Below are 18,114 nucleotides of genomic sequence, written 5' to 3' on the forward strand. Positions count from 1 at the left end.
CTTTTTTGTCATATATAGCTGTATAAATTTACTTATATTTTTAAAAATTAGAAGAATTATATATGTTAATAAAATCGCAAAAAATAACTTTATGGACTATACAACATCAAGATTTTTATAAAACACTAATTCAAGAAAAAATAGTTTATGCAGCTCTAAGACCTGAAATTGATTCAGAATATTTAACTGGTTATGAGTGGTTAAGAAAACAAATGGATAATAAAATTGGTAAAAGACCTTTTCCTACATGTTATCCAATTTGGGCATGGTATCAATGGAATGGTATTCAACAAGCAAAACCAGACTTACGATATTCATGTCACTTAAACAAAGGTACGCCTGGCGTACGCCTTACTATTCAAAAAGAGATCAGAGAGGTTCTATTATCAGATTTCATCTTGTGGCACTCCCCTTATTGTTATCATTATTATATTGCTGTCGATGAATTACAAGATGAACGCTTTGAACAAAAGTTAAAAGATCTCAATTTAACAGAGAGTAACTTTGAGCAGTTCCCCCATTATTTACAAAGAGAAATTGAACAAAGTTGGCAGCACATTTTCGATCTTGACTACAATTTTCCGGCCTATACTCAGCCTTATGATTTAAAAAGTATTCAAGCTACTTTTTGGTCATTAAGTCTAGATGAAGTAATTAAAGTAGAAAAATTCATTGCAAGATAAATCTAATTCTCACCTCACTTCAAACTCGGCTTCTGCCGGATCAAAACGCCAGGTTCGGATAATTCTTAATTCTGAAATATCTTTCATGTTGGCATCGAAAGCACCAAACGGCGCAGCCTTACGTAATGAGGTTCGAGCAGCTTCATCCAATACAGTATGACCAGAAGATTCCAACAAGCGAATCGCTCGAATACCCCCGTTTTGATTCAAAATCACCATTAAGCGGACGTCGCCCGCCAAACGCTGTATACGGGCAGATTCAGGATAAAAACGATTCCCATAAAATTCGACTTTTTGACGGAATTTTTCCAGATAAGCTGCAGATACATCCTGCTTGGCTTGGATACCATCAACAGTTTTAATTTTCTGCTGACGGCTAAAGTTTTTCTGGCGCTGCGTATATTGAGCTTCCAGACTCGCGACCATAGCAGCTTTGGCTTGAAACTGGCTGTTGAGTTCTTCCTGACGTTTCTTGCGCTGATTTTCTTCTGCCTGTTTCTGCCAGCTTAGGGTTGTCATCAGAACTTTTTCTTCAAAGCTCAACTCCTGTTTTTGTTGCAGCATATCTTGGCTGTTTTGAAGCATTGCTTCTTTTCCAGCTGCCTGATCCGGCATCGGCAATGGAGCATCACTGGACATACGATGCGCTTCACGGAACTGACCGGAACCTTGCTGATCTGTCTGGGCAAGAAAATCGGCATGCTCGATTTTGTCATTACTGATGCGCAGGCTGACTGCAATTTCCTTGGTCGAAGTATCCTGTTCCGATGGCATTCCAAACTGCAGCATTAAAATCATGATATGTAATAATGCAGCAATCCCTACAGCACTGCTAAAAATTGGATCTTTCCACCATGATTTAACCAAGGGCATCAGGGTCATTCTAGTCACATTTTCAGGCTCAGCCAGGAGCCTTTATCCTTAATATCTTGCAAAGAAAATTTTTCAATATACAAATATTGATATATCTTTCACTTTGAGTAGATAGTGAGAGCTATATCAAATCTTCTACGTTGTATAAACAAAACACTAAAAATGGTGCAATTTATTTTGCTAAACTGCAAGCACACGCTCTTGTATTTTTTATACTTTTCGACAAGATACATGCTATCAAAAATATAGTTGCCAGGATGCTTCCATATGCAAACCATCATTTCCAATATTTCCAGACGCATTCGCCAGGTGTATCAGAAGGCGGAAGGGTTTATTGAAGATGAACGCGAGTTTCCCCTCTCCCAGGTATTTTTGAATGCAACTTTTCAGCGTTTTGTAACTGATAACGTCAAAGCCTTAAAAGATCTGCATGCGGATCTGCATGATGACTGGTTACGCTTATATGCAACACTTGATTATAACGGCATGGTTATTACTCTGTCTGTTGACCTGAAACTGGTACAAATGGAACTGAATAAAGACCGCCAGCTGATTGTTTTTGAACAGATTAGCGATACCCAAGTAATTGATGCTAAATACCCAAATATGTTCTATAAAATTGGCGTACGTTGTGCCCTATTTTTCTATCAGCGTATCCTGAATAAAGATCCTCTCGGTATGATTCTGGAAAAGCTGGGTGTAATTAAAGTTGTTGATGACTTATTACATTTAGATCTTAACCGCTGGCTCGGTAAAAGCCGATCAGTGATTGATACCCTGTCCAAAGTACATGTCAATCATGCTGTATTACGTGAGGCTGAACTGGTCGTTATTGGGAATGTGAATCTAGCAGCCTTGTTCAGAAAGCTGTCTCAAGAAAAAGAAGAAAGCTGGGATGATACAGATGAATTCAGTGAAAATCAGGTCACACCGATCAAGCAGAAACAAGATTCGTAAAGTGTTTAAGTTATGAAACAACAATGAAAAAAATGACATGAATGATACACTTCTGCGAATTTTATCAGTTCATTCTCCCTCCACATTTTAGTCTGATAATAAAAGCTTGGCAGAAGTGACTGACTGCCCTTTCATACAGGAAAATTCACTTATGGCACAACACTTAATTAAAACTATTGGTATGACTGCAGGACTGACTACAGCACTGGTATTCACAGGCATGTCCAGTCAAGCGTTTGCCATGAGCCCATTCCAGGCAACTTATCAGTTTAGCTATAATGGCAAGAACATGGGATCGGCAACACGAACCTTAACCAAGTCAGGCAATAACTGGACTTATGTATTTGCAGCCAAGGCTGCCGCGATTGCTTCTGCGACAGAAACCAGTCATTTTACTTTTAATAATGGCAAGATTAATTCTAGCAATTTTAGCCGTAGTAGTAAGGTATTGGTTAATAACAATACCATGAGTATCAAATTCAATCCGTCTTCTAAAACTATTCATACTAAAAAAGATGACAAGGTACGTTCATTTGCCTGGAGAGATGGTGCCCTGGATGAATTAAACGCCGAGTTACAGATTCGTGAAGACCTAAAAGCTTCTGGTTTAAAAAGCAATTATTACATTGCAGATGCTAAAGAACTGGAAGCACGTAAATTTGTTAAACAAGGTACAGAAAATATCAAAACCAATTACGGCACCTTTAGCACCATGAAAGTCGTAATGAAACATGACAAGCCAGGACGCGAAACCATCTTCTGGTTAGCCCCAAAACTTGATTATTTACCAGTCAAGGTAGCGCATGTCGATAAGAAAACTTCCTATGGTTTGTTACTCACTGGCTATAAAGGTCCAACGAACTAAGCATTTTTAATGATTTTCGCTTGATTTTTTCCGGGTGCTTTTTAAAATACGCTTTTGCTTGAAAAAGCATCTGGTCTTGAGGATTCTCCCGTGCACGCACTAGAACAGAAAATCTTAGCTGAAGGTATCGTTCTATCTGAAGAAGTTTTGAAAGTTGATTCTTTCTTAAATCATCAAATCGATCCTGTTATGATGCAGCAAATTGGTCAGGAATTTGCGCGTCTATTTAAAGATGCTGGTATCACTAAAATCATCACTATTGAAGCATCAGGGATCGCACCTGCTGTAATGGCTGGCCTTGAGCTGGGTGTTCCAGTGATCTTTGCACGCAAATATCAATCATTAACTCTGAAAGATGATCTGTATCGCTCTAAGGTATTTTCTTTCACCAAGCAAACTGAAAGTACTATTGCAATTTCTAAAAAGCACATCAACGCTGCTGATAAAGTACTGGTGATTGATGACTTTCTTGCAAATGGTCAAGCGGCTCTTGGTCTGGCAGACCTGATTCACCAAGCAGAAGCATCTGTCGTGGGTATTGGTATCGTGATTGAAAAATCATTCCAGCCGGGCCGTGACATTCTGCTTGAAAAAGGTTATCGCGTAGAATCATTAGCGCGTGTGAAATCATTAGCAAATGGTACGGTTGAATTTGTTCAAGAATAAAATTTCTTGACTTAAATTAAAAAAGAGTACTGAGGTGCTCTTTTTTTATATCCGTTTTCTTGAATTGAAATATTTTTAAGACAACCATATTCTTCTATTGCTTCGTTTTTTCCTAAAAAATTTCAATTAAAAGATTATCATTAATAGAAATTGCTTTATTTTCCTACAAGTAGACAATTTTTTTAAAAATTTTTATATAAAATAAGAGGTCTAACTATCTGCCAATAGTTAGACCTGTAAGAAAATCAAGCAAGTTATATTATTCTCCTACTGTCACAGTAATACTTCCAGTATTTACTGCACCAATTGCAGTAGTAGTAATGGTGTTGGCCACACTATTATCTACACCTTCTGCAATCGCACTTACAGAGGCATCAACTGCTCCAGCATTATAAGCAATATTCGCTACACTATAATTGCTTAAAGTTTTATTAACTTCCTCATCAAAAGTCCTATCCAGCGTTGTGTTCAATGTATCTGAAATATCCGCACTCGTTGTACTCTCCGAAATATCTTCTCCAATTGTTTCGTTATTGATTTCACTAGTTACATCAGTATATGCCCAATCTAGGGTTTCATTAAGTGTATTTGAAGTCACTGTACTCAAGCTACCTTGCGCGATTTCAATACTACCTGTATTAGCTGCACCCATTGCTGTAGTTTCAATTGTATTTTCAACTGAATTGACGACATCTTGAGTATCTGTTCCTAGATCTGTTCCTAAATTAGCATAAGCCTCTGTATTAACACTTGCATTGATATCAGCACTATTAACAGCCAGATTCAGGGCAGATCCATTTTCGACCTGCTGGGAAATTGCATCCAGAGATGCCTGTAAACCGGTATCTACCTCTACATTTGTGTCTTGAGCATATGCCATACCTGCACCAGACAGGAAGGTGACGGATAAAGCGATTGTTTTGATCGTGTTTTTCATCTTTGTTTTTCCTTTTCTAGTTTTGAAGCACTCCTCGCTAAGTACTTCTTTTACTAATGGGAGCGAGCCCACTTGTGAAACTATTAATCACGCAATGTGCTTGACCAATAGTTTTCAACAACTTCAGGATTGGCATCCCATAGCATGGATGTTTTCTCCTCGTCTTTTTCTTTGCTGTTTTTTTCCTGCTTCTCTTTTTCCTCTAGCATTTTGTCTGAAGAGTCTGGAGAGTGTTTTTTACTGATATATTTAATGAGATCCTGTTTACTTATTTCAGGTTCTGGATCAGGATTTTGGATTACCTCGGATTCTTTGTTTTTTGGTTCTTTGGTATCTTTACTCGGTGTATTGGTAGATTTGTTTTTCTCTTGAGATTGCTGAATATCGTCCGAGGTTAATTCCTGAACCGGGGTACTTGAATCTAGATTATTTTGTTGCTGATTTTTCTTATACTTATGCAAAGCCACCGAACTTCGGGTTAAGTTTAAACGTCCAAATTCTGGTGGAATTTCTGCACGACACTTCTCGAATACTGGTGGTGGAACGACCTGGCTCAGTAATTCAAAAGTGGCCAGATTCAACATCTGACGTAAAGCAAAATTCGTCGCTTCACGCTCACCTTTTCCGATCTGAATATTTAATAAGGTACGGCCGGTAAATCTTCCAGCGCTGATACCATAATCCTGTGCAGCAATCTGTTTCTGTAATGAGACATTCGCGACAACTTTACTGCTGCGTGTATCAGTCAGGGATAAATCCAAACCCACCATAATTCGGGTCTGACTATAATTCGGTCCAACCCCCGCAATCTGCATGTCCAACCCGCCACCTGGAATAAAATCCAGGCTATTAATACTGCCCGTCACATAATAATCAGAGGCCTGGATTTGTCTTGGGTCACGAATCCCCCACTTGGCCTCACTTTCAATAATACGAGGATCACGCCGGTTCATTACACTGACCCCAGACTGAAATAAGGCGGATTGCACCATATCTCCCGCGCCTTGGGTCACCATTTTTCCACTACCACCATTGGTTACGACGTCTTTACCTGTCTGGTCTAAAATTGCACCTACAGAAAAGCTGATGTCATTGCGTAATTGCCCCTTTAAGCAAGATAAGGCCATATCAAATGGAGTAAAAATATCAGTAATTGGCGGACCTTGTATCAGTTCTACCGGCTTTGAATTTGAAGATGCCAGGCCGGTACATCCTGTCAAGGATTGAGTAAAAATCAAAATGATACCGGCGGAAGATAAAGACCTTCCATACGGGAAATTCAGCATAGTGTTTCTCCCGGCTGGTTACTCACATTTGGGCAGCGTGGTGAATTCCGATTGGAATTAGAACTCACTGGAGCTTCATTGAATAATTCACTGGAAATATTTACACCATTATCTGAGCCCTCCACCGTAATATTATTGGTTGGAGTATTTACAGTGCCGATAGAATTTGAAGAGGTGTTATATACGGTAGTTCTTGCTTTTCCAAAACTTTCATAATAATCAGACTCTCTGAGTTCAATCAGATTTGCCTGTGCCAGATGCTCATTAGAACGTGCAGGTGATGCTTTCCAGCGCTGAGTCCACTCATCTGATGTAGCATAAGCGTTGCTCAAAAAAAACAAACACAATAAACCCGCATTGATGACCAATATTTTCATACCCTTAGTATCCTCTGATTTAGTATGTTTATTCGTTTTCTGCTTAATTAAGATTTAATTTATCTGACAAAAATTAGATCATATAAAAATTTAAAAATTACATTTAATTATTATTCACATACTTTTTTAATTTTAATAAATTTAAGCTATTGTTTTAATTTAGAGTAGAATTTTTTAATTAATTCCATTATTTATAAAATTATTTTATAAATATTTTCAAATCATAAATTTATTTTTAAGAAATTAATTAAAATAATATTTTAAAAATATTTATAAAAGTAGAAAAAATACTTTAATCAAGGAAATATTTATGGTGATTTTCACGATCATTTATTAATAATTTTTCATTTTATAAAAGTTTATATTTTAATCACCCTTAATAAATCACTTTATTAAGAAATATAATTAACCGATTATATGAAAACCATTATCTAAATACATTTTTTTGCTCCTTAAAAACTCTAAAAACAAAATACTTAATATAGATACTTAATACCTCTATTAAACAGTCCTTAATTTCAATTTATGATGGTCATGTTATTTAGTGTAAAAAGGTGACAAGTAAATTATTTTTACAAGAAATAGAAAAGATAGTTTGAAGATATTATTTTTAGTATCTCTAGATTATCAGGCAGCTAAAAATTTAAAAGAATTCCAAGATGGATTTCGATATAAAATAATTTACAGCACAAATACAAAGCCTTATCAAAATCTCCTCTACAATCAAATTGGCAGGAAATGTCCCTGACATCAAAATATAAGACAGACATACTGTAGAGCTGTCATATATCCACCTGATTAGGCAAAATGACAAATCATAAATAGGCTGAACATCAGCTCATAACAATCATTGATGGAATACCTTATGCAATGTCCTAAATGTGGCTCAACAGATATTGAACAACGTGATCATGAGCAAAATCTGAAAAAAATTGGCGGTCTACTCATGACCTCTGCAGGTGCAACAGCGGGAACTGTAGGTGGCGCAGCTTCAGGTGCGTCGATTGGTGCTGCGATCGGGACTGTGGCAGGCCCACTTGGTGTAATTGTCGGCGGAACAGTCGGGACTTTCGTTGGCGCAATTAGTGTTGGGATTACTGGTGGTGTAGTCGGTAACTTCTTGGGTAAAAAAGCTGGTGTAACCGTGGATCGCAACCTGTTTCTGGATTATCGTTGCCTGAAGTGCAAATATCGCTTTAATATCCAGGCAACAGCTGCTCAGGCACTAGAAGTGAATAAAGAAGATTCTCGGGAATCGAGTGATCAGGACAATAAAGCCTAAAGCTTATTGTCCTGATTGAGAATTATTAAACCTGATTTAACTTTAAAGCTATTTCTGCCAAGCGCTTACCCTGTGCTTCACATAATACCTTTTCATCCTGGCTTAGTGCCTGATCGTGGCGTGCACCACTGACATGGCTGGCGCCGTAGGGTGTACCACCCGTTTTAGTATTTGATAATGCTGGAACAGCATTACTTAGTCCCATGATCATCATACCGTGGTGGAACAACGGCGGAAGCATACTCAGTAATGTACCTTCCTGGCCACCATGCATTGCACCAGAGGCTGTGAACACGCATGCCGGCTTAGCATGCAAAGCTCCATTCAGCCAAAGACTGGTGGTCTGATCCCAGAAATATTTCATTTCCGCAGCCATATTGCCAAAACGTGTTGGCGAACCCACTGCCAAAGCAGAACAGTTCGCCAATTCATCTAGCGTACAGTAGATATCCCCTTCCGCTGGGATACTCGCCTCTGCTTCTTTTACCACAGTGGAAAGATTCGGCACCGTTCTGATCTTCACTGCCATACCTGCGGATTCAACCCCATTGGCAATCAGATGTGCCATCTCTTTGACTGAACCATATTTGCTGTAATATAAAACAAGGACATAAGGTTGCATATGATAAATGTTCGATACTTAAAAAAGAAAACTATACGGTATTTTTCTGTTTTTTTGGGTAAGCTGAACCAGAAAATTCATGATGTATAAGAAATTGAGACAACAAGCGCATGATCGTTGAATACTTAAAGAAATTACCTTTTTATGAAAAACACTGGTTTCAATTTATTTTATTTGTACTTAGGCGCTTTGAGGCGGATCGTTGCCGTGAACAGGCCGGCTCATTAACTTACACTACTTTGTTTGCTGTAGTACCAATGCTGACGGTTTTTTTGGTGATCATCTCTTCAATTAAGGCACTAGAACCTGCACGTCAGCAACTTCAGGAAATGATCTATACCAATTTCCTGCCTAAGACCACGATTGCCTTTGATAAAGCCCTCAGTGCTTTTACTGACAAATCCAGCAATCTGACCATCATCGGGATCCTGTTCCTGTTTATAACCACCGTGATGATGCTGACCAGTATTGAAACAGTATTTAACCGGATCTGGCGTGTCACGGAAACACGTGGCGGGATTATCGGCTTTATGCGCTATTGGACCATTATTTCTTTGGGTCCAATTTTACTCGGTAGCGCTTTCGTGATTTCTTCCACTGTAGCGTCCATGAATGTACTGAGCAATAACTTTGCCGGCTACGAATTGAATGGTGCTTTTATACTGTGGCTCATTTCATTTTCTTTGACGATTATCGGCTTCTTTATCCTGAACTGGACCATTCCTAACCGCAGTGTACCGATCAAATCTGCATTCGTGGGCGGTTTATTTAGTGCAGTGGTTTTTGAACTCTTAAAGAACCTGTTTGGCTTTGTTATGTCCAATTTCACCAGTTATGAAATTGTCTATGGTGCTTTTGCAGCGGTTCCTATTTTCCTGATCTGGATTTATCTGTCCTGGAATATTGTCCTGCTCGGAGTTGAGATCAGTTATGCAATCACGGCATTTGAATCGGGCCAAGATTGCAAAATCCATCCAATTCTGATGTTACTGGATTTACTGGAGCTGTTTTACCGCAAGCAGAAAACTGGAGAAAGTATTAGTGAAGCACAGGCACTCGAAGTTTTAGGACGAGATGAAATTGGCCGTCTGCCAAGCTATATCAGCATGTTTGAAAAACAGAATCTGATTAAACGTACGGAGGATAATGAATATGTCTTGGTACGTGATCTGGATCAGGTCAATTTCTGGGATTTCTACCTCAAACTTCCTTATGCCTTGCCACACACACATCAAATTGAAAATCTTCAGATCAATGACCTTTGGATGCAGCGACTACAACCCAAATTACGAGAAGCAGATCATTATTTAGCGGAAAATCTGGGCATTCCACTTTCAGAGCTGTTTAAGCAAAAGGAAATGCAGAATGAAACTCAAACTCCACCTAAGCCTTAAAAACTTCAATAAAAATCCTCTCTTATGATAGGATTTTTATTGGGAATTATATAAGTAAGTTTTTCAGTAAAAATTTTCACTGTGTTATTCACGTTTTTTTAAACACTATCGATAACCAATATTTTAAGGAACTACTTTTATATTTTTCGGCTTTAGCCATCCCTGCAAACTTACTAACACGACACCCAGCATGACCATGATCGTACCGATAATAAAGTTCATCTCAATTTCTTCATCCAGTAACAGAATTCCAAAAATCATACCAAAAACCGGTGTTAGAAAAGAAAATACACCCAGACGTGAAGCCAAATATTTTTTCAGCATCCAGAACCAGACCAGATAACTGGCAAAAGAAATGACCACTGTATGAAAAATCAGACTAGAAATAGATAAGGTTGTCCAGTTCACCGTTGCTTGTCCTGTTATCCACGCAAGTGGTAACAGCAGCATGCCGCCCATCAAGAGCTGATAGAACAAAGTTTGTGTTGCTGGAGCTTCAGCTAATCGTGTTAATCGAACACTCACAGTGGTAGCAGCCCAAAATATACCAGCCATTAAAGCCAACAAATCTCCCCAAAGCATACTGGCTTGCATAGCCTGACCAGTGTGGCTACGAAATAAGAAGCTCACCACGATCCCGCTAAACGCAACGAGAATTCCACCCCACTGTAATGGAGATAAATGTTCTGAAGGAAGTTTCCAGTGCAATCCCAATGCCACAAAAATTGGTGCGGTATATAGTAATACGATGGTATGTGAAGCAGAGGTATAACGCAGTGCTTCAGCGACCAGGTAAAACTCTAAAGCGAACAATACCCCGACCAGCAAACCTGCCGGAAGATAGCTACGACTCCATAGCTGGCGCCTTACATCTGCTTGAATCAAATGATAAACCATTAATGCAGATAAGGCTGAACGTAATGCAATCTGCATCAAGGCTGAAATATCTGATGCTGCCAGCTTGAGCACTACCTGCTGTAGTCCCCATAACAGACACAGGACAAACATGATTAACGAGGCTTGCGCATCAAGCGCTTTACGCTGCTCCACAATTTCAACTCTACGCACACTATCAAAGATGCACACTATAAATCTGTCAGAAATAAAAGATATACTTTAAAACAGACAAATAATCGCATTATTCAGGCAATCTAACGTGAGAAGCAATAAAACAGTCGCTCAAGATATCAAGCAACTTAGAACCAATGATGATATTGACGCAGCTCTGTGGATTAATTTTCGTGAAGACCCGGCCCTGTCAGTCTATCCATTGCATGATCATGCCTGGGGAGAGTTTATCTATGCTTTTAATGGCATCATGGAAGTGAAAATTGGGCATATTGATTATATTACCCCTCCGCCTTACGGTGTATGGCTACCACCTAACTTACAACATAGTGGTTTAAATCGTACCGATGTTTCACATGGAACTTTTTATATTCATGAAAGTTTATGTACAGGTTTACCAAATCAGCCGGGGATCTTATTAACCAGTCCTCTGGTCACTTCACTCTTGCAGCATTTAAAATTACATCCGACTAATGTAAGGTCAGAAGAGCATCAACGTTTATTACACGTACTGCTTGATCAACTTAAACAGGCACAGATGATTGGCAGTTATTTGCCGCATACTGAACATCCTCAACTCAGACAAATTCTGGATTACCTACATCAAAATCCAGAGAATAACAGTACCTTGCAGCATTTGGCAGCTATGCATAACCTGACTGAACGCACCTTGGCGCGCTACTGCCAGAAGGAGCTGAGAATGTCACTCAATGAATGGCGGCAGCGTCTGAAAGTCATCAAAGCCATGTCTATGCTGAAACAGCAAAAAACTGTAGAAAATATTGCCTTTGATCTGGGCTATGCCAATGCCTCAGCTTTTATTCAAATGTTTAAACGCTGGATGGGCTATACACCTGATCAATTCAGGAAAATTCATCAAACCAGTTAAAAATTTTAAATAAAAATAAAGGAGCCTTTCGACTCCCTTATTTCCACGTAAGATTCAGCTTATTTCACAAAGGTAGTCCAGATATATTCCTGGTTTTTACCCTTTAAGGTCATTTTCAGCTGTTCACCAGAGTGCAATGCTGCTACACCCGCTGGTGTACCAGTCATTACCACATCCCCTTCTTCTAGGGTAAATACCTGACTGATATCTGCCAGCAATGTTCCCACATCAAAGATCAGTAAAGCAGTATCGCCTTTCTGACGCAGTTCATCATTTACATGCAGCGTATAGTGTACATCTTTCCAGTCATTTACTACGTCTTCAACTGACACCCAGTCAGAGAGCAGGCAAGCGCCATCATAAGCCTTGGCACGTTCCCATGGCTGGCCTTTTTTCTTAAGGTCATCCTGCAAATCACGTAAAGTCAGATCCAGACCCAAAGTCACAGCACCCACTGCTTCTAAAGCTTTTGCAGGATCAGTTTCATTTTTCAGGGTACGGTCAATACGCAGGCTCAGCTCACATTCATAATGACAGCTGCCCAGATCACGATTCCATTCAATTCCTGCATCCAGATCGCCTAATGCACTTGGTGGCTTGATAAACAGGACCGGTCGGTCCGGAATGGCATTACCCAGCTCTTTGGCATGATCTGCATAACTGCGGCCGACACAAACGATCTTGGATGGACGTGTACTCATGATTGACTATTTTCCCTTTTAAATGTTGAAATTATTTCTTGAAAGTACGTTCGAAAATGCTTTGTTCAGTGGCATCGGCAAAGGCGCGTTTAGGTACGATCACCACAGTACGATTTTTAAGTTCCAGCATATAGGTCAGCTTGCCTTTGGCAAAGTTTTGCACTTCACTGTAATGCACGATCTTGTTGCGGCCATTATGGAAGATTTCAGCATGGTCCTGATACAGGTCAATACCCTGCTCGCTCTTGCCGAACTGGTATTTTACAAACTGGCGTTTGAACATCATCGGCAGGAACCAGTAACGCATGATGCCCTGTAAAAGCAGAAAGAATGCACCCAGTGCCACGTAATAACGCCCTACCCCATCAAAGCCCATAGAAAAGCCCCAGATGATGATTCCGACACTCACCAAAGGAGTCAGAAATCGGCTGATCTGCTTTTTGCCAAAAGTAGCCAAAGCAAATCCATCCTGAGATTCTTCTAAAGTCAGAAAATAGCGGGTCGATAAAGTCGGTGCTGACTCAGTCATAGCATCACATCAAAATATAAAAATCCTTGGCTCATACTATATCAAATTCACTGCTATCCCCATTAGCAAAATGTATTCGGAAATGAATTACATATCTTTGCTTCCGCTCGTTATAAAAATCGTTTTTAATCCACAACTATCAGAATAATAAAATGCACAACAGGACGTTGTATGAAATCACTAAAATCGTGTCTGCTTCTTTGCCTCTGCACAACTTATATTCCTTTTAGCTGGGCGAAAATTATTCCCTGGACGCCAGCACTTCCGAGCAGTATCGATGTCTTTTCCGGTAGTCCACAGCAGCTAGCGGATTTGACCGGTGACCGACTATTCATCTATGCACATCCTCGACAATCCTTACAGCTTCCGACCTTTAAGCAGACAGCTGCTCAAAGTGTACAATTTTATAGCAGTGCGGTGATATTACCGATTCCTGAGGCTCAGGTTAAAAAACATCTTTTAAATTATCAGGGCTATGCCGGCCTGTTTCCAGCGCTCAAGTCTGCTCAGATTCTGGAGTCCCGCGGACATATCCAGCAGGTGCGTTATCAGGTACATATTCCTACGCCCATTCCAGTGCTGAATTTTAAGGAAAATGTGGTGATGCAGCATCATGTGTCAGAAAACAGTATTGAAACTTTAATTGTGGATGCCCCGATTCCTTATGGTGCTGGACGGCTGGAATGGTTTGCACTTGGAGCAAATAAAACTTTGGTCACCGTGACGCAATGGGGCGACTTAAATCAGCCGAAAGGCTTTCTGTTTAGCAAAATTTTAAATGCCTTACCTGAAGCTAAACTGGGTATTCCTGCTGGTACCAATGCGTTCCTGCTTGAAGCTTTACAGCAACGTTTTAAATCCCAGTCGAGCATTCCATTATCTGCAAGCCAGATCCCGCAAGTACATTTTAATGCCGGGCAAATTCAGAAAATCACTCAACTGAGTCAGCAGTCTGCCCAGCCTGTCAGCTTTATTCTGCCTGCACGTCAGCTCAAATATGGTCAAACCTCAGAAAACATGCGTTTTAGTAGCAGTTTTCATTATTATCCACAACCGGTTCAGAAACTGCAGCCCTGGCTTGCAGTTGATGCCAGTCAGCAATTATTCCCACGACAGATTCGTAAAGTGGAACTCAATCCAGTGAATCGTCAGCAGATGGATGCCAACTATAAGGTATCGGTTGGGTTGGGAGTGATCCAGATTCCATTCGATTTTAAGCTTCGTTATCAACAACCCTCGCCTTTGCAAAGCCAGTTTGATGCGATTGGCGGAGATTTAAAATTTGTAAAGGCAGGAATGAAACTGCTGCCACAAGCTCATGGCACTTTATTTCAAATGACTAGCAGCATGAAGATTCATGATCAGGCCCCATTTTTATTACGTGCCATGCGCAGTATGCCTTATCACGATATTCTGCCAGCAGTTGGAGCAAATACGGTCTATGCACTTAAAGTACAGCAAAAGCTGAAGTAAATTCAAAAGCAGTTATTGTTTTTTTATATCTATAAATCAAAAACTACAGACGTAAAAAAACCGCATCAATGTGCGGTTTTTTTTGAGAATTCTTATCAAGATTGGTGCGCTCAGAGAGATTCGAACTCCCGACCCCTTAGTTCGTAGCCAAGTGCTCTATCCAGCTGAGCTATGAGCGCGACGTCTTGATGGGGTGCATTATATATGTTTTTCTAAACTTGTTAAGTCTTTTTTAATAAAAACCCAACCGAACGTACAGTAAATAAACGATATGGTTAAATTCAGGTTTTATCGGTGAATTTTCCTGTAGATTTATACCTAAAAGCAATTAATAGCGTATCAGCTTTCGACCTTAAGCTAGTTTAGCTATCAGATTCATAGCGGCATAGTGAAAATTAAGCACTGGCATTTGAGCCTAATTCCAGAAAATTTCAGGCACAAAAAAACCGCAACATGTGCGGTTGATTGTTCAAGTTGGTGCGCTCAGAGAGATTCGAACTCCCGACCCCTTAGTTCGTAGCCAAGTGCTCTATCCAGCTGAGCTATGAGCGCGTAACTTGTGTGCCTAGGTTGGCAATACGTTTTTCTGCTTAACTTACTTGGTGCGCTCAGAGAGATTCGAACTCCCGACCCCTTAGTTCGTAGCCAAGTGCTCTATCCAGCTGAGCTATGAGCGCGCGACATAAGTAAGCGTGGCGGTGAGAGAGGGATTCGAACCCTCGATACAGTTACCCGTATGCGTCCTTAGCAGGGACGTGGTTTCAGCCACTCACCCATCTCACCGTAACGTGCCGCCATAATACAAATTTCGGCATAGCACTGCAAGCAAAGCTTTAAAAAAAAGTGCAGTTTTTTGCTCGATTAAATACTTTTTAAACAATTTATCTGTTTTTATACACTTATTGTGCGAAAAAGCTCCGCTTTCTATCCAATAGTCGAAAATCCGCCGAAAAACGGAAACTTAAACAGATTATTGCAATCATTTACGTGCAGTCTGAGCGCACATGTCTTATGCTAATCCCATCTCCTAGGAAAATTTAAAGACATGATGAAAAATTGGGTCGATCCTGAAGCAAAAGCTGAAGCTGAACGTTATGACAACCCTATCCCAAGTCGCACGCTGATTTTAGAAACCATAGAAAAGAATAATGCCCAGTCGCATGCCGACCTGGTGGAACATTTTGAAATTGCAGATCAAAAAAGTATTGATGCCCTGAGTCACCGCCTGATTGCCATGGTGCGTGATGGCCAGTTAATGAAAGATGGTTATAAATTCCAGATTGCTACTGAACAACCGGAATATGAAGCCACGGTATATATCAATTCTAAAGGCATGGGTACAGCCAATATTTCCGGTCAGGATGATCTGTTACTGCCCGAGCGTGAATTGCGCCAGGTCTTTAATGGTGACCGCGTTAAAGTCCGCCAAACTTCAGTCGACCGCAAAGGTAAGGCCTGGGGTTTTATTACTGAAGTGGTACAACATCGTGTCAAACAGGTTATTGGTAAAGTCTGCCAGCATGAAGGTGAATATTTCGTACAACCTGCCAGTCCGAATGCACATCAGCCGATCACCCTAGAAAAAGAACTGATTGAACATGCTCAGGTCAAAGTTGGTGATTCGATTCGTGTTGCGATTGATACCTATCCAACCAAAGAAGAATTTGCGACTGCGCATATTATCCAGTCAATGGCAGATAAAGCAGATACGGAAATCATCATTCCACAAACCATTCTGGAATATGGTCTGCCTTACGAATTCCCTGATGAAGTCATCAAAGAAGCAGAAAGTTTTAAAGAACCAAATGCTAAGGATCGAGAAGGTCGTATCGACCTGCGTGACCTGGCCTTAGTCACTATTGATGGTGAAGATGCTCGCGACTTCGATGATGCGGTGTATGCAGAGAAACGTCCTGGCGGTGGTTATCGTGTTGTCGTGGCAATTGCAGATGTGAGCCATTATGTCCGTGTTGGCAAGCCCCTGGATGACGAAGCCCAAGAACGCGGTACATCGGTTTACTTCCCGCATTATGTCTTGCCGATGCTGCCTGAAGCACTCTCCAATGGCTTATGTTCCTTAAACCCGAATGTTGACCGTCTCTGTATGGTTTGCGACTTAAAACTGTCACGTGCAGGCCGTGTGACCAGTTTTGAGTTCTACCCTTCTGTGATGCATTCCAAAGCGCGTCTGACCTATAACCAGGTTGCACAGTATTTTGAGGGTGACAGTAACGCGATTACTGAAGATCGTGATGTACGCAAATCACTGAATACACTGTTCCAGCTGTATCAGGTGCTGAAAGAATTGCGTGCGGATCGTCATGCAATGGAATTCGAAACTGTCGAAACCTATATGACTTTCGATGAGCTGGGTGGTATTCAAGAAATTCTGCCACGCACCCGTAATGATGCGCATAAGCTGATTGAAGAGTGCATGTTGCTCGCCAACGTGGCGGCGGCAGAGTATGCGCTGAAAAATGAAATTCCAATGCTGTACCGTGTGCATCAGCCACCAGAGTTTTCCCGTATTCAGAAAGTGCGTGACTTCGTCAAGCTACTCGGTCTGAAATTCCCGGAACAGCCCACCCAGAAAGATTATCAGGAAGTGATTGAAGCGACCAAAGACCGTATTGATGCCCCAAGTATTCATGCAGTCTTGTTACGCTCAATGATGCAGGCCTACTATGGCGCGAAGAATGATGGTCACTTCGGTCTGGCATATGATGCCTATACGCATTTCACTTCGCCGATCCGCCGCTACCCTGACCTGTTGTTACATCGGGCGATTAAAGCACAGTTGGCGCAGAAACCATATCCGATTTCGGGTGCATCGCTGGATGATGCCGGTGAGCATTTCTCTTCAACTGAGCGTCGTGCTGATGAAGCTTCACGTTCTGTAACGACCTGGTTGAAATGTCACTACATGCAGCAGCATCTGGGTGAAGAATTTGTTGGCATTATCAGTGCGACTGCAGAATTTGGTCTGTTTGTTACCCTGAAAGATCTCTATGTAGATGGCATGGTACATGTCAGCCAGCTCGGCGATGATTTCTTTATCTTTGATCAAAGCAGCCAAAGCCTGGTCGGTCAGAACCGTGGGCAAATCTTCGGTCTGGGGGATGAAGTCAAGATCAAGGTTGCCGGGGTGAATCTGGAAGAACGTAAGATTGACTTTGAACTGGTACAACAGTTAACCCATGCTGGCCGTCAAATCCGCGCCCGTGCACCACGTGTCGCAGAGAAAAAGCCTTTAGTCCGTCCGGAAGCTACTGAACAAGTCTTTGGCAAACATGAACGCGAGTCCAAAGCCAAAGATAATGCAGATGGAGAACAACCCATACGACGCAAAAAAGACAAAGGAAAACCCAGTTCCTACAGCAAAAAGCCTGCTAAAAAATCTGCAGGAAAGCCTGAAACAAAGGATAAAGGTAAGGTAAAGAAAAAAGCCAAAGCGAAAAAGAAAAAATCCAATGCCAAAGCAAAGGGTGAATGATTTTTGCTAAATAAAAAGA

The 18,114-nt window shown here is 40.8% G+C and carries 17 protein-coding genes and 4 tRNA genes; 9 read left to right on the top strand and 12 right to left on the bottom strand.

Annotated elements, in window-relative coordinates:
• Positions 1-62 precede the first annotated feature (62 nt).
• A complete protein-coding gene (locus F899_RS13380; protein ID WP_005223311.1) occupies positions 63-683 on the top strand; it encodes a DUF3841 domain-containing protein in 621 nt (206 codons plus the stop codon).
• Between the two features lie 9 nt (positions 684-692).
• Here F899_RS13380 and F899_RS13385 read toward each other — a convergent pair whose 3' ends face one another.
• A complete protein-coding gene (locus F899_RS13385; protein WP_193759969.1) occupies positions 693-1,556 on the bottom strand; it encodes an energy transducer TonB in 864 nt (287 codons plus the stop codon).
• Positions 1,557-1,823: 267 nt separating this feature from the next.
• Here F899_RS13385 and F899_RS13390 point away from each other — a divergent pair, with 267 nt between their 5' ends.
• The 3 genes from F899_RS13390 (at position 1,824) to F899_RS13400 (ending at position 4,044) form a co-directional block, all read left to right on the top strand.
• Entirely contained in the window at positions 1,824-2,513 is a 690-nt protein-coding gene (locus tag F899_RS13390) for a hypothetical protein (protein WP_005223315.1), read from the top strand.
• A 151-nt stretch (positions 2,514-2,664) separates the two neighbouring features.
• Positions 2,665-3,378, top strand: a complete 714-nt coding sequence (locus F899_RS13395; protein WP_005223318.1) for a DUF3108 domain-containing protein — start codon at positions 2,665-2,667, stop codon at positions 3,376-3,378.
• 90 nt (positions 3,379-3,468) lie between these two features.
• On the top strand, positions 3,469-4,044 hold the full coding sequence (locus tag F899_RS13400; RefSeq protein ID WP_005223320.1) for a xanthine phosphoribosyltransferase: 576 nt from the start codon (positions 3,469-3,471) through the stop codon (positions 4,042-4,044).
• A gap of 259 nt (positions 4,045-4,303) precedes the next feature.
• On the opposite strand, the gene F899_RS13405 is transcribed toward F899_RS13400, so the two are convergent.
• From F899_RS13405 to F899_RS13415, 3 genes are all read right to left on the bottom strand, one after another.
• On the bottom strand, positions 4,304-4,981 hold the full coding sequence (locus F899_RS13405) for a hypothetical protein (RefSeq protein ID WP_005223323.1): 678 nt from the start codon (positions 4,979-4,981) through the stop codon (positions 4,304-4,306).
• A gap of 83 nt (positions 4,982-5,064) precedes the next feature.
• Positions 5,065-6,267, bottom strand: a complete 1,203-nt coding sequence (locus F899_RS13410) for a CsgG/HfaB family protein (RefSeq protein WP_005223324.1) — start codon at positions 6,265-6,267, stop codon at positions 5,065-5,067.
• Positions 6,261-6,644, bottom strand: a complete 384-nt coding sequence (locus F899_RS13415; protein ID WP_004809738.1) for a hypothetical protein — start codon at positions 6,642-6,644, stop codon at positions 6,261-6,263. The genes F899_RS13410 and F899_RS13415 overlap by 7 nt, the downstream gene beginning before the upstream one ends.
• A gap of 853 nt (positions 6,645-7,497) precedes the next feature.
• On the opposite strand from F899_RS13415, the gene F899_RS13420 reads away from it, so the two are divergent.
• A complete protein-coding gene (locus F899_RS13420) occupies positions 7,498-7,926 on the top strand; it encodes a hypothetical protein (RefSeq protein ID WP_167367454.1) in 429 nt (142 codons plus the stop codon).
• A 25-nt stretch (positions 7,927-7,951) separates the two neighbouring features.
• Here F899_RS13420 and wrbA read toward each other — a convergent pair whose 3' ends face one another.
• Complete coding sequence (gene wrbA, locus F899_RS13425) at positions 7,952-8,548, bottom strand: NAD(P)H:quinone oxidoreductase (protein WP_005223327.1); 597 nt, start codon at positions 8,546-8,548, stop codon at positions 7,952-7,954.
• 110 nt (positions 8,549-8,658) lie between these two features.
• Here wrbA and F899_RS13430 point away from each other — a divergent pair, with 110 nt between their 5' ends.
• Positions 8,659-9,942: a YihY family inner membrane protein gene (locus F899_RS13430; RefSeq protein WP_005223329.1), complete on the top strand. Its 1,284-nt coding sequence runs from the start codon at positions 8,659-8,661 to the stop codon at positions 9,940-9,942.
• Between the two features lie 123 nt (positions 9,943-10,065).
• Here F899_RS13430 and F899_RS13435 read toward each other — a convergent pair whose 3' ends face one another.
• Entirely contained in the window at positions 10,066-10,992 is a 927-nt protein-coding gene (locus F899_RS13435; protein ID WP_034434287.1) for a DMT family transporter, read from the bottom strand.
• Between the two features lie 106 nt (positions 10,993-11,098).
• Here F899_RS13435 and F899_RS13440 point away from each other — a divergent pair, with 106 nt between their 5' ends.
• The gene (locus tag F899_RS13440; protein ID WP_004896099.1) at positions 11,099-11,899 is read left to right on the top strand and encodes an AraC family transcriptional regulator; all 801 of its coding nucleotides are present in this window, start codon (positions 11,099-11,101) and stop codon (positions 11,897-11,899) included.
• Between the two features lie 59 nt (positions 11,900-11,958).
• Here the strand turns inward: F899_RS13440 and F899_RS13445 are convergent, their stop codons facing one another.
• Together F899_RS13445 and F899_RS13450 are read right to left on the bottom strand one after the other, a co-directional pair.
• Positions 11,959-12,600: a fumarylacetoacetate hydrolase family protein gene (locus F899_RS13445; protein WP_004896100.1), complete on the bottom strand. Its 642-nt coding sequence runs from the start codon at positions 12,598-12,600 to the stop codon at positions 11,959-11,961.
• Between the two features lie 31 nt (positions 12,601-12,631).
• The gene (locus F899_RS13450; RefSeq protein WP_004809751.1) at positions 12,632-13,129 is read right to left on the bottom strand and encodes a YcxB family protein; all 498 of its coding nucleotides are present in this window, start codon (positions 13,127-13,129) and stop codon (positions 12,632-12,634) included.
• A 171-nt stretch (positions 13,130-13,300) separates the two neighbouring features.
• On the opposite strand from F899_RS13450, the gene F899_RS13455 reads away from it, so the two are divergent.
• Positions 13,301-14,602, top strand: a complete 1,302-nt coding sequence (locus F899_RS13455) for a hypothetical protein (RefSeq protein WP_004896103.1) — start codon at positions 13,301-13,303, stop codon at positions 14,600-14,602.
• A 102-nt stretch (positions 14,603-14,704) separates the two neighbouring features.
• Here the strand turns inward: F899_RS13455 and F899_RS13460 are convergent.
• The 4 genes from F899_RS13460 to F899_RS13475 form a co-directional block, all read right to left on the bottom strand.
• Positions 14,705-14,781, bottom strand: a tRNA-Arg gene (locus tag F899_RS13460).
• A gap of 296 nt (positions 14,782-15,077) precedes the next feature.
• Positions 15,078-15,154, bottom strand: a tRNA-Arg gene (locus F899_RS13465).
• Between the two features lie 48 nt (positions 15,155-15,202).
• Positions 15,203-15,279, bottom strand: a tRNA-Arg gene (locus F899_RS13470).
• 16 nt (positions 15,280-15,295) lie between these two features.
• Positions 15,296-15,385: transfer RNA gene (locus F899_RS13475), tRNA-Ser, on the bottom strand.
• Between the two features lie 262 nt (positions 15,386-15,647).
• Between F899_RS13475 and rnr the strand changes: the two genes are divergently transcribed.
• Positions 15,648-18,095, top strand: coding sequence for a ribonuclease R (gene rnr / locus F899_RS13480; protein ID WP_004896105.1), 2,448 nt, complete (start codon positions 15,648-15,650; stop codon positions 18,093-18,095).
• Positions 18,096-18,114 lie beyond the last annotated feature (19 nt).

Origin of the sequence: Acinetobacter sp. CIP 101934, from assembly GCF_000369585.1 — a bacterium.
GTDB lineage: Bacteria > Pseudomonadota > Gammaproteobacteria > Pseudomonadales > Moraxellaceae > Acinetobacter > Acinetobacter schindleri.